The following is a 17,083-nucleotide window of genomic DNA, read 5'->3' as shown; positions in this document are numbered from 1 at the left end:
ATAATCTAGCGTGACGCGCCCGCTGCAGCTAATCTTTGCAAATATTGATCCCAAAGCGCTGCTTGATCACGCCCTAGTTCGTACAAATATTCCCAAGAGAACAAGCCCGAATCGTGGCCATCGTCAAACACCAGTTTGATCGCATAATGGCCAACGGGCTCAATCGCGGTGATATTGACCTTGGCTTTACCGACTTGCAAAACTTCGTTCCCAATGCCATGGCCACGGACTTCGGCGGATGGACTGGATACGCGCAAAAACTCACACGGCAGCTGAAATCGAGCCCCATCGGCAAACGAGATATCAAGCACCCGTGAGGCTTGATGCAAGACCAGTTCAGTCGGTTGCGGCGTTGTTGGTAATAAACCAGCCATAAAAATCACTCTCTCTCGAATGGAGTCGCCATAATACCCTGCTTTTCACTTGCTTCGCAGCCTAGAGGCGGTGAACGATTGATTTAACAGCGGCATTTTATGGATTTGGCACCAGGACAAAAAACACCGCACACAGCCAAAAACTGGCATGACCAACGTGCTAAGTCAGCATTTTGTAACGCAGCGCCATGGAAAATCCCAAAGGATATACGGTGCACTTCTTTACATAGTTTGAAAATATATATCGGCAAGTCGTCGACTTGTAATATTCTATTCATATAAAAGCCTTATTCTCGCAACAAACAAATTGAACTTTTTCCGCGAGGAGCACTCTATGGCCGCTACAATTTTACTGGTTGAAGACGAACCAGCAATTCAAGAGTTAATTGCTTTTAATCTTTCCCAAGTCGGTCATCACATTATTCGTGCGGACTCAGCAGAGGCCGCTAGCAGCGTAGTTCGCAACGCACTGCCCGATCTTATTTTATTAGATTGGATGCTGCCGGGGATGACAGGGATCGATTTTGCTAAAAAATTACGTGCTGATGAGCGTACTCGATCGATTCCTTTGATCATGCTCACTGCCCGCTCCGATGAACAAGATAAAATCATTGGCTTAGAAACCGGTGCCGATGATTACATTACCAAGCCATTTAGCCCGCGCGAATTACAAGCCCGCATTAAAGCGGTATTGCGCCGCCGAGCTCCGCAAGTGACCGATGACCCAGTGGAAATCAAAGGCTTACGTTTAGATCCGATTACCCATCGGGTGTTTGGCAATGCTCAGCCGCTCGATTTAGGACCCACAGAGTTTCGTTTATTACACTTTTTTATGACGCATCCTGAACGAGTACACTCGCGCGCTCACTTGCTCGATCAAGTGTGGGGTGATCATGTGTTTGTTGAGGAACGCACGGTCGATGTGCATATTCGTCGCTTACGATCATCTTTAGAGGGAACTGGGCACGACAATTTAATTCAAACCATTCGTGGCTCAGGCTATCGACTCTCTGTGAACTAAGCCCGTAAAAATCATCAACTGCACGTCATGTTGATGATTTTTGCGTCGCCAAACATTTTTTTGCACCACCAAAGGCCGTTTCATGTTCTGGCTGCGCTCGATTATTTTGTATTGTTTTATTGCTGTCATCGCTTTTGCCATCAGCGCCATGACCAATATCATCTGGGGCTTTGTGTTTGCACTTGTGATGCTCAGCATCACGATTTGTTATCACCTGATTAACCTCAATCGTCTCAACCAATGGCTCAAACACCCAAATGTGGACACCGTCCCGGGAAGCATGATGCTGTGGCAAGATGTATTTGACCAACTGTATGAGCAAGTTCGTTCGCAAAAAAAATCCAAAGATCGCTTAGCCAATACGCTTGATCGTTTTTTATCTGCTGCCGAAGCCTTGCCCGATGGCGTGGTTATTTTGGATGAATATGATCGTATTGAATGGTGCAATCCAGCCAGCCAGATTCATTTGGGCCTAAATCGCAAAACCGACTCTGGTCAGCAAATTACCAATTTACTGCGTCACCCTGCATTGCGGGAATATTTAAAAGAGCAAGACTTTAGTCATCCCGTCACCTTGCGCACCATGCGCCCTCAAGAGCAAGTGCTGTCGGTGCAGATGATTCCTTTTGATTCAACCCGCAAGCTCTTACTCAGTCGTGACATTACCCAGCTTGATCGAGTACAAACAGTACATAGAGATTTTGTTGCCAATGTTTCGCATGAATTACGCACCCCACTCACGGTCGTTGGTGGTTTTATTGAAACCATGATTGATATGCCGCATATCGATGCACCAACGCGTGAACAACATATGCAGTTAATGTACGAGCAAACGCAAAGAATGCAGCGTTTAGTTGATGATTTGCTCACACTATCCAAACTTGAAAATGGCCAGCAGCTCAAAGAAGAAGAAGTCGATATCCCTCAGCTACTCCAGCTGCTCCGCATTGAGGCTGAAGGTCTATCACAAGGGCGCCACACCATCAGTATCGAATCCATCGCACGTCAACGCTTAATTGGTAATCATGATGAACTGCATTCAGCATTAGGCAATCTCGTGTCCAATGCGGTTCGCTACACACCGGCAGGTGGCAAGATCATGCTCTCTTGGCAAATGCGCGCCGACGAAGCATGTTTTGTCGTCAAAGACACCGGGATTGGCATTGCCCCAGAACATGTTCCTCGACTCACTGAACGCTTTTACCGAGTTGATCGTGGCCGCTCACGCAATACCGGTGGCACAGGGCTGGGCTTAGCCATTGTGAAACATATTTTGCATCGCCACCAAGCGGTAATGGCCGTCGAGTCGCGACTCGGAGAAGGTAGTGAATTTGCGGTAAAATTTCCAACGCAAAGGGTTTTGGAGTAAGTATCAGTAACATAAAACAAAAACAACGCAAGAAAGCATGACAGTTTGTGCAAACACAAACCTAGCCTCTTGATGTTACTAGATAATGCCCCAAGATCATTATTACCCACTCACACAGGCGTATGTAACTATGAGCAAAATTGCGGCAATTAAACCTTTCGGTCAAAGTATCTGGTTGGACAATCTTTCGCGTGGTCTCATCGCCTCAGGTGAATTGGCGAAAATTCTCAAAGAAGACGCAATTGCTGGCGTGACTTCTAATCCGGCTATTTTTTACAAATCAATCTCTTCTGATCCGCTGTACACCGGTGATTTAGCTGAATTGAAAAAACAAGATTTGACTGCCGAACAACGTTACGAAGCGTTGGTAGTGCCGGACATTCAAGCGACTTGCGATTTAACTCGCTCGATTTACGACGAAACCAAAGGTGTTGATGGTTATGTGAGCTTGGAAGTGTCTCCGACACTCGCCAACGACGCACAAGGCACCATTGATAATGCAAAACGTCTTTGGGCTGAAATTAACCGCCCGAACGTGATGATCAAAGTGCCAGCTACGCCAGCCGGTGTGATTGCATTTGAAGAGCTGATTACTTCAGGGATTAACGTCAATGTGACATTGATGTTTAACTTAACTCACGTTGATAACATCTTGACTGCCTACATTCGCGGTCTAGAAGCACGTGCTGCAGCTGGCTTACCGGTAGACCATGTCCATGCTGTTGCATCGGTTTTCTTGTCACGTGTTGATAGCTTAATTGACCCACAATTAGAAGCCATCGGCACGCCAGAAGCACTGGCATTACGTGGCAAAGTTGCGCTGTCTTTTGTTAAAGTATCGTATCAGCACTACAAAAAACTGTTTCATGGCAATCGTTTTGCCGCACTTAAAGCATTGGGTGCACATCCACAACGTCTGCTGTGGGCTTCAACCGGTACTAAAAACAAAGCGTATAGCGATGTAATGTATGTTGAGGAATTGATTGGACCAGAAACTGTTAACACAGTACCTGATGCAACACTCGCACTATTCCGTGATCATGGTAAAGCAGCCAATACACTCGACACCAATATTGATGCCGCAGTTGCAAATTTAGTGGCCGTTCGCCAACTTGGCATTAACTACAACCTTGCTGGTGAACAGTTACAGCAAGAAGGTTTGAAGCAATTTGACGAAGCCTTCGTGAAGCTGCTTGAACTCACAAAATAAACACGTCTCTGAATAAAAAAGCCCAAGTTAAAAACTTGGGCTTTTTTATTCATTAAATTCATGCAATAGACATAAAGCCTTCATCAATACTGACAAATAACACACAATTATTTATGTTATTCTTACGTGTACCAACTTAAGGCAACAGAAAAGCCGTTGCTTATGTTTATTTAAGCAAAGGAAACCAAATGCGAAAAATCCTCATTGCCAACCCCAAAGGAGGCAGTGGCAAATCAACACTGGCCACACATTTAGCGTCATGGTTTGCATGGCAAGACGATGCGGTCATGCTTGGTGATCTAGATAAACAGCATTCAAGTCATCACTGGCTTGATCTTCGCCCCAAATCCTTACCCAGCATACAGCGCTGGGATATCGGCACTGATCATATCGCTCGACCACCCAAAGGCTGCCAAGTTGCCATCCTCGATACGCCGGCGTGCTTTAGCGGAAAAAAACTCAAACACGCCATTCACCTTGTCGATCACATCATCGTCCCAGTACTGCCATCGGCTTTTGATCTTTGGGCTTGTGCCGATTTTTTCTCTGATCTTGCTGAGCTAAAAGCAGTTCGCCATGATGAAGTCAAAGTCGGCATTATTGGGATGCGGGTTAACTCACGAACCCAGTCAGCGCAGCAGTTACCAGCGTTTTTAAGCCGCTATGATTTACCGTTGTTAACCTGTTTACGAGATACTCAGCTTTACAATCAAACCATACAACGCGGCATGACATTATTTGATTTACCCCACTCGCGAACCGAACGAGATCGACAAGAATGGCAGCCACTCATTGATTGGTTGCATATCCGTTAAATCGACTCACGGCAAACTGCTAGCGTCATCCATTCGAAAGTCTGCACGGGCTAACGCTTTATTGCCATCAAGAAGCGCTTTGCGCCATGCTCGCCGATCGCCTATTCATCCGCACGTCATATAAAAACAATAAATTCAGAATCAAAAAGACAGAAAAACACCAGGTTTTTACTAAGCTATATGAAAGTTGTTTGCAACTTGCGCCAACAACATTGCCAGTATTCTGCATTTATCATTTATTTTGGAGAGAACCAATGTTTGGCTTTACTTTTCAGACTGAGCAAAAATCAGCACCACTCATCAATGATCTGGCGATGTATACCGCTGCTTTAGATGAAATTGATGCCGTCATTATGTTGGCCGATACCTCTCCAGAAAATAAGATTTTTTACATGAATCGCACCGCGCGAACCTTCATGAATAATAATCGCGCAGTAATGAATCAATCTTTGGTCGCCGGTGCTGATGTTGGATCAGCAATGAATAATTCTATTCATCAATTTCATCGCGACCCTTCTCGAGTCAAAGCTTTATTGCAAAATCTAGCTAGCGGCCAAGTCAAAGAGCATTTGGCTGATATTCCTGTTGGCGATATTTTATTCCAAACAAAAGTGAGCCCAATCTGGGGTGAAAACAATAAACTCATTTGTTTTATGGCTCAGTTCAAAAATATTTCGGCAGAAAGAAAAGCCCAAGAATTCGTCGAACACAATCGGCAACGGCAGTTATTTTTAGAAGAACGGATCGCCGAACTCGCCGATAATTTAGGTGCGATGGCGGTCAGCGTCGAAAGTGTCGCCGTTCAATCCTCTTCAGCGTCGCAATCTTCTGAAGTCATGCTCAATGAAAGCAAACGTGGCGTTGACATCGTTAAAGACACCAATGTGAGTATCGAAGAAGTGGCGCGAACGATTGATTTAACCGCGGCTAGTTTGCTCGAACTCGGGCAGCGCTCAGAATCAATTGGCATGATTGTGGCGGTCATTCGTGATGTTGCAGATCAAACCAACTTATTGGCACTCAATGCCGCCATCGAAGCAGCCCGTGCTGGCGAACAAGGTCGAGGGTTTGCGGTGGTTGCCGATGAAGTTCGCAAATTGGCAGAGCGCACGACCAAATCCACTAGCGAAATCTACAGCATGGTCAAAGACATTCAACATGAAGTTAAACGCAGTGTAGAAGCAATTCATCTTGGACAAGCTGCAGTCCATACCTCAGTTGATGATTGCAAACAAGCTGTTGAAGCCTTAGAACGTATCCTTAATGAAGTCCATCGTATGAATGACTACATCACTCAAATTGCCAGCGCAGCTGAAGAGCAAGCGGCAGCATCGCAAGATATTTCCAGCAAAGTGAACGATCTATCAAATTAAGACTTTGATTGCTTAATTAAAATAAAAAACGCCGCGATCTGCATCGCGGCGTTTTTCATCGCACTCAAAACAACTGAGTGCGCCACATCTACTTATTGCTTAATACCATACACTTTGCCATTTGGCAGAGTCAGCGTTACACCGCTTGGAATCGTCATAGGCATAAATACACGCATACCAATGGTGATAGTTTTGCCTGCGCTAAAGTCAGACACACCCCAACCAGACGATTTCATTTCATAAGTGACGCGATGGAAGCCGTTTGGCAGGCCACCCACATTACCTATCGTGCTCGATGCTGGTACTGCAGACCAAGTACCACCGCTGTAGATATCAACCAAGTTTTCAATGCCTGCACCTGTCGGTGGATCGCTAGGTTTCAAGAATTGAACTGTTGCTGGTACCAATGGCGTCGATGGTGCGATATTGAATGATACTTTCGCGCCAGTCAGATCAACATTTGAGTTGTTTTTCAGTTTCACACCAATGGCAAGTGGATAGTTATCATCGCCTTTAGGTTTGAAGCCAACCAAATCAATTGCTACATCCAATACTTCAGCTGGCTGAACAAACTTCTCATCACCCGCTTTCACACCATATGGTGCTGCTGCGCGCAATTTTGTCGCTGCCAATGCTGTTAGGTGGCTACCCATACCGTATGAAGCAGTACCATTTTGCGCTGGCGTGCTGTAGTCACCCGCCATTTCCCAGAACATGATACCGCCAGCACCTTGGTCGATTGCATACTGCACTTTGGCTGCAAATGATTTCTCATTTTCAGTCGACAAGAACACTTTCTTTTGTGGATTCCACAACCATGATGATTTAGCCACATCATCGTAAGACTCGATGTAATTACCAATCGCTTGACCTGCAGGCTTAGTCACATCATGACCGTATTGAGCAACGTACGGTGTTGGCAAGCCATCACGCAAGTTGTTCACGTGCCACAACGGATTCACACCGGCAAACATTTCATTGCCAGCTGCATCACGGTCGAACCACAAGTTATCAATACCTTGTGCGCCAAAGCCGCATGGTGCACCGGCTTTCGGGCTCAATGCATCTGGGCCTAAGTTGCCACCAGTGCCGAGGTAACATTTCTTTTGATCAGCAAGGGCTGAAAGACCCCACAGACCATTGGTGCCACCCGTTACGTTTTGTGAACCGCGAGTGTAGTACGGTAGACCGATATTGATACGACCACCTGCTAGTGCAGTACGGAAGTATTTATAAGCCCAATCGATGTTCAAATAACCTTGCGCGTTGTAGTACTTGCCGTCACCTGCAGTGTCGTAGATCTTCGCATCGGCGATTTCATTATCTTTACCTGAGTCATACAAGGCTGCATTGTGACCCACAAAGTGGTTCCATGCGCCGTGCAAGTCATAGGTCATGATATTGACGAAGTCGAGGTATTTCACCGCTTCGAAGTCTTCCATACCACGTAGCAAGTAGCCAGACGATGGTGATGCAATCGTCAACTGGTAGTATTTGTTATCAGCAACCGCTTGTTTGTCCAACTCGGTACGTAGCGTTTTCATCAAGGCCATATAGCCTTTCCACAAATCGCCACGTTTTGCATTGCCGATCTTCCAGTCTTCTGGATTACCAGCATCGCTCATTGAAGTTGGATATTCGTAATCGATATCGATGCCATCAAAGCCGTATTGCTTAACGAATGCGGCTGCTGACTTCGCAAATGTATCAATGCGATCTTGGCGAATTGCGCCAGTCACTGGATCAGTCGTCAAAGCGTAGAAACCACCTGATACGGCACGGCCATTGGCTTCAGTGAAGAAGCCACCAGTCTCAGCCCAGCCACCAATAGAGAGCAGCAATTTAACGCCGTTCTTATTGTTGGTCTGCAACATGTTGAAGTGACCTTTGTATGGCAGATTCGGATTGAGCGCGTATTTCGCGCCTTTCTCTGGCCATTGCATACCCACTGAAGCATTGTCTGGATTGTTTACATCACCGATCCCTACTTTCCAGTTGGCATCCACGTGCGCAAATGCGTAGTTCACGTGAGTGATGTCTTTCCAAGGCACATCTGCGCCGAGGTATGAAGGTTGACCATTTTTACCTGTACGCCAGTTAGTGAAGTAACCGATGCTACGGCGTTTCATGTTGTTGGCGAGTTTTTCACGCCCGTCAGCACCGTAAACATCGCAATATGGCACGTTCGCAACTTCAGAAACCAAACCAGCTGGACGGCATTGATCTTGCGAACCAGGAGGAATCGGCGTTGCCGATGGTGTTGCGGTTGGCGTTGCGGTCGGCGTCGCGGTTGGCGTCGCGGTCGGAGTTGCTGTTGGCGTCGCGGTTGGCGTCGCAGTTGGCGTCGCGGTTGGTGTCGCGGTTGGTGTCGCTGTCGGAGTTGCTGTCGGAGTTGCTGTTGGCGTCGCGGTAGGAGTCGGAGTCGGAGTCGGAGTCGCGGTAGAGCCAGCACATGGACCTAAATCTAACCAAGGTTTACCAGAGCCCACATTCACCGAAGGCTCATTGCCTTGCGTCCACCACTGCGCTTTATAGTTACGGCCATTTGAACTAACCAATGCGCCGCCGTTATAAGCAGTTGCACTATTCCATGCGGCATAGGTGCAACTACCCGGAGCAGCCGTTGGCACGGCTGTTGGTGATGCTGTTGGAGCCGTACTAGGGGTTGCGGTAGGCGCGGTACTCGGTGTGCTGGTTGGCGCAACAGTTGGTCCTGTCGCTTGTAGTTCCCATGGCCCCCATTGATCAGCACCAGGCACATTACCCTGAGTCCACCATTTGGCTTTGTAATCTTTATTTGCATAAGTAACAACATCGCCAGCAACATAAACACTGGCGCTATTCCATGCAGATGCAGCCATTGCATTCACTGAAATCATTGCAATCGCGGCAGGTAATGCGGCAAGAGCAATACGATTGATATGGGACATTGATGTCTCCTCCTATATTATTAATTGGCATTCATGTGATAGAAAAAATGGTCCTATCAATCACATGGGGCTGTTATCAATTTGTAAGAATCATGATATTTACCCTTGCTAAGTGAGCCTGCAATGATTGGGTCAACTTTGGCATTACTGATTAATACTGAAGCGAATTCTATTGTCAATATGACAAACAATAACAAAACCGCATTGGTAACAACTCCAACCATTCAGCATCAACAAAACTACATACCGAGGAGTACTAGAAATTTCCGCAACGCAACAAGCCACACCCAAGCCACTGATAAAAATCAACAAATTTAAATATCCCACCACTCCGACCGCAAAATAAGAAAAAACTGATGTAATTAATTCAAACAAATAATTCGATATAAAACTCAAAATACTTCATAACATCTGCGGCATATTGCAGACAGATTTTATAAATTTAAAAAATCATCAAAATCGCTACAACAGTGTTGCTTTCAATTTTCTTGCAATAAAACAAGAAAACACTGTCATCGCAAATGCTTACATATTGAATCAAATAGGTATCAAGTTGAGTATCATTATCAAAAGCTAGATCGAGTAATGCTCAAATGCGATATCATCTAGAGATAAAATAAAGCTCACTCATTGGTCACTGATTATGTTGATTCGTAAATTATTCAAATTTGAAAACGCGCACATTGTTCGCAACTGCTCATCTGAGCGTTGCCGTACTTCGATTCATGGTCACAGCTATAAAGTGGAGGTATTGCTAGAAGCAGACGCATTAGATAATGGGCAAATGATCTATGACTTTGGTCTAATGAAAGGCACGATCCGTGATGTCATTGATGCATTTGATCATGCAATTTGTTTTTGGGATAAAGATGATGCGGAATACATTCGGCTTTGCCAAACTTTTTCGGCACGCTGGATTTCTATGCCGGTTTCGCCATCTGCAGAACAATTTGCTCGGGTGTTTTTTGTCATCATCGATCAACTTTTACAGCAAACCATGATGGCCAATGGCGAAAGTGATGTGCGACTACACTCAATCATTGCGCACGAAACTGAAACCGGTTATGCACAAGCGTTCCGACATGACGCCTACAATCCACGGATGGGTGAAATTAAGCTCAGTGAGGTGGTTTTTTCTGCACAATGCCAGAACGAATGGCACGATCCGCAGATGTATGAAAAACTATTGGCAGGCGCTCAATTTCAGAATCCAGTGATACCACAACAGATTAAATGAGCACTCAGGCAAGGGCTTATCGCAAGGCATAAAAGTAAAAGACAAGCCGTTAATTACTTTTATGCCCGATCAAAATAAAAAATACTTTAGATTAGTGTTCTTTCTCAATCATTATCTTCGGGCAAAAACAGCATAAAATAGAATAGAAATAGCATTGTGCCTATCGGCCAAATATCACCTATTGCACTCGACATGCCATTAAAATGCTGTAAATGGCCATAGCTCCATTTGTAACCATCTAAATTACTACTGCCATTTGGCGATAATGGCCACAAATAAGTAATAATATTTATTAGGCATAAAGCCAAAAAACCAGCCCATGCGCGCAAACGACGATTTAAACGCAGAAAAAAGGCCAACAATACAATCCCCGCAATACCACCCAAAGCAATATTCAAATTAATCCATGCAAAGAATTGCTCAGGCTGCAATAACATCCCAGCAAAACCCATCTTAACCAATAAAGCACAGATTAATACGCTAGCAATTGCTCGCGGGGCATAGCGATGATATCGAACCAATAACGAAACAAATAAAGCCACCGCCAATAGATGCAGCATCATTCCGCCACCCTCTAATAACCTTAAAAATAAAGCAGGACTTTGAATTGGAGAAACAAAAGGTTGCGGTAAACCTTGCGGCATCACAACAACACCCAAAAATGGCAAACTCGGATCAAATTGAGTAACAAACCATAATGCTAACCAAATGAATCCCCACTCAACAACAGCACTGGATGCCAAATAATCATGGCGAAAATGCAGCCAATACTGCAAAAAATAGCGATGACTTAATACAACACCTGCTATCGCACCAATCCCTCCCCCCAATACATTACTGATCATATCCATATTTGAGGCAACACGACTCGGCAAAAACTGCTGCACAAACTCAATGCTCATTGAGACCAAAAGACAAATGCACGTTGCATACAAAAAGGCCAAACGATAGCGACGCAAAATAAGTACCGCACTTAATCCCAATGGGATGTAAGCCAAGATGTTAATCGCATTATCAAAGACTGTGAAATAGTAGGGTAATGGATAGGTATAAAACGCAGTAATCGGCTCACCAGTAAAACGCCAACCACTAAATGGATACAAACTGACAATTAAAATGAGGAGCAATGAAACAGCAAACAAAAATGGCGAAACCATCGTGGGTTTGGTTTTTTTTGCTAAATAACGAATAGAAGAAATAGATGACATAGAGAGTCAATATACCGGCTAACTCGCGCTAGCCGGTATATTGATAACACTTATTTAGAAGTTTTCACTTTGGTCCACAATTTATTGAGTTCGCGCAATTGTTTTCCTTCTAAGGCATTGAGTTGCTGTAATTTCTTCATCACTTGCGCATCAGGGAATACTGATGGAATAGATTTAATATCTGCCTTCACAAAAGGAACAGCAGCCAAATTAGGATTGCCAACGCCAATCAAATTGGTCAAATCCGCAGCATTCTTACCTTCTAGGATAAAGTTCATAAATTTATACGCTAAGTCAGGGCGTGGCGCATTTTTAAGAACCACCATGCTATCGACTGACATGGTATTGCCTTCTTTTTGCAAACCGTAATTCACTACAAATGGGCGTTTAGCCGCTTTTGCATCGGCAACGGCTTGAAACATATCGCTAGAATAGCCATGAGCAACCCAAATATTGCCTACAGTCAGTTCCTTGATATAGCTTTGCCCATTAAATGCCGCCCAATATGGCTTAGCTTTAATAATAGTTTCTTGCGCTTTTTTTAGTTCATCTGGATTCGTTGAATTGGCTGAGAAACCGTTATACATTAACGCCGCAGCAAAAACTTCACGACTATCATCCAATACCGTTACTTTACCTTTGATTTTAGCCAAGATAACCGGATCAAAAATCAATGACCATGAATCCGCACTAACGCCCAATTCTTTCAGTTTGTTCTGGTTATAACCCAAGAGAGTCGTTGTAAATGAATAAGGTAATGAATATTTATTACCTGGATCAAATTTACTATTCATAAATGCAGGATTAATATTTTTAACATTTGGCACCTTAGCCAAATCTAAACCCTGCAATAAATTTTGTTTCGACAGCGGAGGAATCGCAAACCCTGTGGGAACAGCAATATCATAACCCTTGGCCCCTGCCGATAACTTTGCCAACATTTCTTCCATAGCGCCGTAATAATCTTGAACTACACGGCATTTACAGCTGGCTTCAAAACGTTTCACCGTTTCTGGTGCAAGATAATTATTCCAGTTATAGATATGCAATACATCTTCAGCTTGTGCGACACCCGCAGCCATCATTAACGCCAGAAAAAGTTTTTTCATTGGTGAAAACTCCAAATTCAGTGGTATTTAAATATAAGTCAATAAAGAATACGACTTTTAAATCTAATTATTTAGCCCGCAATGCACTTGGTGCGACTTTACTGGCGATCAAAATCAAAGTCAGTGTCAGTAGCATCAATAAAGTAGAAATGGCATTCACCTCTGGTGTCACTGCAATCCGAATCATCGAATAAATTTGCAATGGCAAAGTGGAAGCGCCAGCCCCCGCAGTAAAGAATGTAATAACAAAATCATCGATCGATAAAGTAAATGCCATTAAAGCACCCGCAATAATACCGGGCATAATTAAAGGCATTGTCACCAGTCGAAATGCTTGGATCGGAGTGGCGCCTAAATCACGCGCCGCTTCAACTAAGGCCTCATCCATGCCTTGTAAGCGCGAACGAACAACAATGGCGACAAAACCAATACAAAAAGCAATATGCGCCAAAGTAACCGAGACCATGCCCAATGTCATATTGAGCATCACAAAAAATATCAATAAAGCAACACCCATCAAAATTTCAGGGATGGCAATCGGGGTCAAAACTAAAATCGGTAACACGCGCAGTTTGTATTTATGCATGGCTAAACCAGCTAAAGTACCCAGTACGGTTGCACAGAAACTGGTCACCACCGCAATAATTAACGAATTACGCGCCGCCACAAGCATTTGCTCATTGTGAATTAATAAGCCATACCATTTAAAAGTAAAGCCAACCCATTCTGCATTGAGTTTTGAATCATTAAATGAATAAGCAACCACAATAATCAACGGCACATACAAAAAGCCATAAACAAAAATTGCGGCAGCCCAAAGCCATTTAGATTGTTTAGAGTGCATTACGCTGCTTCCCCCGACCAATCAACATTCCTAGACCTGCCATCATCAATACCGCTAAAGTTAGCATAATGGATAGCACCGAGCCGAAAGGCCAATCACGACTATCTAAAAATTGTTGTTTAATTAAATTACCAATCATCATGCCATCCGTACCGCCGAGTAAATCGGGTACCGCAAACATACCCAGCGCAGGAATAAATACCAAGGCTGAGCCTGCCCATACCCCTGGGAGGGATAGCGGCCAAGTTATTTTCCAGAAACGCTGCCAGCCAGATGCCCCTAGGTCTTGGGCTGCATCAAGTAGAGCTACATCGTGCTTTTCAAGGTTGGCATATAAAGGCAAGACCATAAATGGTAAGTGAACATAAACCAGCACCACGATGACCGCAAAATGACTATACATCAGCTGAATCGGCGCAATACCGAGCAGAGCCAATCCTTGATTAATCGTCATCGCAAAATAACCTTGCGGGCCAAGGATAATCATCCAAGCATAAACTCGAATTAAAAAATTGCTCCAAAATGGCAAAATTACTAGCAAAATTAATAAATCACGGTATTTTTTAGGGCTCCGCGCAATTAACCATGCCAGCGGATACGCCATTAGCAAACAAACTAAAGTAGTTATGCCTGCATACCAGAATGATTTAATAAATAATTCAACGTAGATCGAATCTTCAAAAAATCGTGAAAAATTTTCAAACGTAAGATATTCCTGCCAATTCCCAGCGTGGATTAGCAGCTCATTTTTACCTGTATCTGGATTGATATCAATTAAAGGCAATAAACCACCGTAATCACCCGGAAAACGGAAAGCGGCGAAAGCCATAATCAATGTTGGAATCGCAAAAAATATCAATAGATACAATAACGGTGGGCCAGAGATTAACCAACGGCCTAGTGATTTATTTTTTGCCATGGTTTAACTCAAAATAAAATGGCCAGCGTCATAACGCCACGCCAATTCGACCAAGTCATTATCATCAAAGAATTTTGCCCGTCCTGGCGCAGAATTCGGCAACATGGTTTCGACCAAAATGCCATTCTCTAGTTCAATAACATAAATCGTCACATCACCCAAATATAAGCAATCGTGTACTTTGCCTTTGAAATGAACTTCATCGGCCACATCCAATGGTAAAGTCGCGGCGAGTTTGATTTTTTCAGGGCGAAGCGTTAGCGTGCCTTTTTGTCCCACTTTAACGTCGGGCAATAACAAGGTTTCGGCAATACCAACACCGGCAATTTCAACTTGCATTCGATCATGGCCAATGGCCACAATCGTGCCATCAAGCAAATTACATTGCCCAATAAAATCAGCCACAAAGCGGCTTTTTGGATGGCTATAAATCACTTCAGGCACATCCAACTGTGCCACTTGTCCTTTATTCATCACCGCAATTCGATGCGATAAGGCTAAAGCTTCACCTTGGTCATGGGTAACATACACAAAGGTAATGCCGACTTCTTTTTGCAAATTAATTAATTCAATTTGCATTTCTTCGCGTAATTTAGCATCCAGCGCAGATAATGGCTCGTCCAGTAATAATAAGCGCGGACGATTAACCAAGGCGCGCGCAATCGCAACGCGTTGGCGTTGGCCACCCGACATCTCATGCGGAAAGCGCTGGGCAAAAGGCGTTAATTGCACATCTTCTAAGACTTCCGCTACGCGCTGTTTTAACTCTTCAGCCGGCACATTGGCCATTTTGAGCGGAAAAGCAATATTTTGCGCCACGGTCATATGTGGAAATAAAGCGTAATTTTGGAATACGGTGTGCACCGGGCGTTTCTCTGGCGGAACACCTGCCACATTGACGCCATCCAAAATAATTTCACCGGAATCAGGTTGTTCAAAACCCGCCAACATCCGTAATAGCGTTGTCTTTCCACAGCCAGATGGGCCGAGCAGCGTAAAAAACTCGCCCGCTTCAACGGACAAACTCACGTGGTTTACTGCAGTAAAATCACCAAATTGTTTTACTACATCACGGATTTCCAGCAATGCCATGATTATCCTCTATACAATTAGCCCTATATTTTAACAAGATAACGCGCAGAGGGGCGACCAATACTGCATCGATATCGATGAAATAAAGCCCAATAGCCCCCAAATGTCGCATTGTGGCAGCATCATTTCAGCAAAAACACGGTTTTCTCCGGAATCAAGCAAGAATTGTACGCAGAACGCATATAATTGCTCAGTTCATCTCTGCCGACATGGGTTCGCAAGTGGAAATTCGCATTCCTGTTGTCAAACTACAATTGGGCCAGTTCGTTAGCGAGCTCGATCGCCCTTGGCTTGACACTCCGTTTTTAATGCAAGGCTTTTTAATTGAAAGTCACCAGCAAATCGAATTACTGCATAATCACTGTGAATATATCACCCTTGATCTGAATCGCTCTGTCGGCGGAATCGCGCAATGGACGTCTTTACTCACAGCGACAGATCAAATCGAGTCTAGTCGATATCTGCCACATAATCCGCCTGCTTTTGACAAAGCCGCTGTAGAGCAACGCCATGATCGACTCAATATATTAAGAGAACTGCGTAAGCTGTTTGCTAATTGGCGTCAGCAATCGGCAACCAGCACCCCATCAGCACTTAGCGCAGATATTGTCATTTATGATGATACTGCGGCGGTTGAGCAAGAAATAAAAACGGCCAGCAATTCACATCAAACGGCGCAGCGTTTGGTACTTAGTTTGATGGAAGCGGTTCGCCAAGATTTACAGCCGAAGGTAGAAGAAATCAATGAAGTAGTTTCAGATTTAGTTGGCTCAATTATCCGTAATCCCAATGCCCTACTTTGGCTAACGCAACTGAAAGATCGCGACCAATACACCTACGCCCATTCCATTGATTCAGCGGTGTATTTACTCGCTTTTGGCCGTCACTTGGGCTACCCCCGCGCCGAATTACAAAATTTGGGCATGGCCGGTTTAATGCTCGACGTGGGCAAAATGCGCTTGCCACCCGAATTATTAACCCGCACGGGGCGCTACACCCCGGGCGAATTTATGCTGATGAAAACGCACGTGAATCACAGCTTAGATATTCTGTCGCAAATGGAAGGCATCTCGATTGATGTGTTTGATATGGTGGCGCGCCACCACGAACGCTATGACGGCAGCGGCTATCCATTGGGGCTCAAGGCCGAGCGCATCGGCATGTTTGCCAGTATGGCGGGCATTGTCGATTGTTTTACTGCTCTCACGAGTGATCGCAGTTATTCCAATGCCAAGTCAGCGCATGAAGCTTTACAACTGATGTATAAATGGAGCGAACGGTATTTCCATCCGGCCCTGATTGAGCAGTTCTCACAATGCGTTGGGATATTTCATGTGGGTACCCTCGTTGAGCTTTCCACCGGCGAGGTCGGTATTGTCATTGGCCAAAATCGGGTGCGTCGTCTCAAGCCTAAATTACTGATTATTTTAGGTCCAGATAAACACCCCTACGCCAAACCGCATACGCTTGATCTCATTACCAACCCCAGCTTACCGAGTGGTTTGCCGATCAATATTCGCCGAGAGTTACCGCGCGGCGCGCATCAAATTGATCCCCGTGAGTTTTTTTTGGAATAAACATA

The 17,083-nt window shown here is 44.6% G+C and carries 14 protein-coding genes; 7 read left to right on the top strand and 7 right to left on the bottom strand.

The annotated features are described in order from the left end of the window. Window positions 1–5: 5 nt before the first annotated feature. The gene (locus K4H25_RS03930; RefSeq protein ID WP_221022099.1) at window positions 6–374 is read right to left on the bottom strand and encodes a gamma-butyrobetaine hydroxylase family protein; all 369 of its coding nucleotides are present in this window, start codon (window positions 372–374) and stop codon (window positions 6–8) included. Window positions 375–708: 334 nt separating this feature from the next. Between K4H25_RS03930 and phoB the strand changes: the two genes are divergently transcribed. From phoB to K4H25_RS17055, 5 genes are all read left to right on the top strand, one after another. Continuing rightward, a complete protein-coding gene (gene phoB / locus K4H25_RS03925) occupies window positions 709–1,395 on the top strand; it encodes a phosphate regulon transcriptional regulator PhoB (protein WP_173533157.1) in 687 nt (228 codons plus the stop codon). A gap of 82 nt (window positions 1,396–1,477) precedes the next feature. Beyond that, window positions 1,478–2,764 (top strand): phosphate regulon sensor histidine kinase PhoR, encoded by a 1,287-nt coding sequence (phoR, locus tag K4H25_RS03920; protein ID WP_221022098.1) that lies wholly within the window; start codon window positions 1,478–1,480, stop codon window positions 2,762–2,764. 130 nt (window positions 2,765–2,894) lie between these two features. Then, window positions 2,895–3,974 carry a transaldolase gene (gene tal, locus K4H25_RS03915; RefSeq protein WP_221022097.1) on the top strand — a complete coding sequence of 360 codons (1,080 nt, stop codon included), beginning with the start codon at window positions 2,895–2,897 and terminating at the stop codon, window positions 3,972–3,974. 188 nt (window positions 3,975–4,162) lie between these two features. Then, on the top strand, window positions 4,163–4,789 hold the full coding sequence (locus K4H25_RS03910; RefSeq protein ID WP_221022096.1) for a nucleotide-binding protein: 627 nt from the start codon (window positions 4,163–4,165) through the stop codon (window positions 4,787–4,789). A 254-nt stretch (window positions 4,790–5,043) separates the two neighbouring features. Beyond that, the gene (locus K4H25_RS17055; RefSeq protein ID WP_308443236.1) at window positions 5,044–6,162 is read left to right on the top strand and encodes a methyl-accepting chemotaxis protein; all 1,119 of its coding nucleotides are present in this window, start codon (window positions 5,044–5,046) and stop codon (window positions 6,160–6,162) included. 92 nt (window positions 6,163–6,254) lie between these two features. Here the strand turns inward: K4H25_RS17055 and K4H25_RS03900 are convergent, their stop codons facing one another. Continuing rightward, entirely contained in the window at window positions 6,255–9,092 is a 2,838-nt protein-coding gene (locus K4H25_RS03900) for a glycosyl hydrolase family 18 protein (protein WP_308443235.1), read from the bottom strand. A gap of 643 nt (window positions 9,093–9,735) precedes the next feature. Here K4H25_RS03900 and K4H25_RS03895 point away from each other — a divergent pair. Beyond that, complete coding sequence (locus K4H25_RS03895) at window positions 9,736–10,329, top strand: 6-pyruvoyl trahydropterin synthase family protein (protein WP_221022094.1); 594 nt, start codon at window positions 9,736–9,738, stop codon at window positions 10,327–10,329. 104 nt (window positions 10,330–10,433) lie between these two features. Here K4H25_RS03895 and K4H25_RS03890 read toward each other — a convergent pair whose 3' ends face one another. The 5 genes from K4H25_RS03890 to K4H25_RS03870 all read right to left on the bottom strand — a co-directional run bounded on the left by K4H25_RS03890 (window position 10,434) and on the right by K4H25_RS03870 (window position 15,501). Further along, the gene (locus K4H25_RS03890; RefSeq protein WP_221022093.1) at window positions 10,434–11,537 is read right to left on the bottom strand and encodes a VanZ family protein; all 1,104 of its coding nucleotides are present in this window, start codon (window positions 11,535–11,537) and stop codon (window positions 10,434–10,436) included. A 50-nt stretch (window positions 11,538–11,587) separates the two neighbouring features. Continuing rightward, a complete protein-coding gene (locus tag K4H25_RS03885) occupies window positions 11,588–12,646 on the bottom strand; it encodes an ABC transporter substrate-binding protein (RefSeq protein WP_221022092.1) in 1,059 nt (352 codons plus the stop codon). 67 nt (window positions 12,647–12,713) lie between these two features. After that, entirely contained in the window at window positions 12,714–13,490 is a 777-nt protein-coding gene (locus K4H25_RS03880; protein ID WP_221022091.1) for an ABC transporter permease, read from the bottom strand. Next, on the bottom strand, window positions 13,480–14,409 hold the full coding sequence (locus K4H25_RS03875) for an ABC transporter permease (RefSeq protein ID WP_221022090.1): 930 nt from the start codon (window positions 14,407–14,409) through the stop codon (window positions 13,480–13,482). Before K4H25_RS03875 ends, K4H25_RS03880 begins: the two co-directional genes overlap by 11 nt. A gap of 3 nt (window positions 14,410–14,412) precedes the next feature. After that, a complete protein-coding gene (locus K4H25_RS03870) occupies window positions 14,413–15,501 on the bottom strand; it encodes an ABC transporter ATP-binding protein (protein WP_221022089.1) in 1,089 nt (362 codons plus the stop codon). A 221-nt stretch (window positions 15,502–15,722) separates the two neighbouring features. Here K4H25_RS03870 and K4H25_RS03865 point away from each other — a divergent pair, with 221 nt between their 5' ends. Next, window positions 15,723–17,078 carry a cyclic di-GMP phosphodiesterase gene (locus K4H25_RS03865; RefSeq protein WP_221022088.1) on the top strand — a complete coding sequence of 452 codons (1,356 nt, stop codon included), beginning with the start codon at window positions 15,723–15,725 and terminating at the stop codon, window positions 17,076–17,078. Window positions 17,079–17,083: the final 5 nt, after the last annotated feature.

The sequence above is a fragment of the Deefgea piscis genome (assembly GCF_019665785.1).
Taxonomy (GTDB): domain Bacteria; phylum Pseudomonadota; class Gammaproteobacteria; order Burkholderiales; family Chitinibacteraceae; genus Deefgea.
This window is presented reverse-complemented; position numbering and strand designations above follow the sequence as displayed.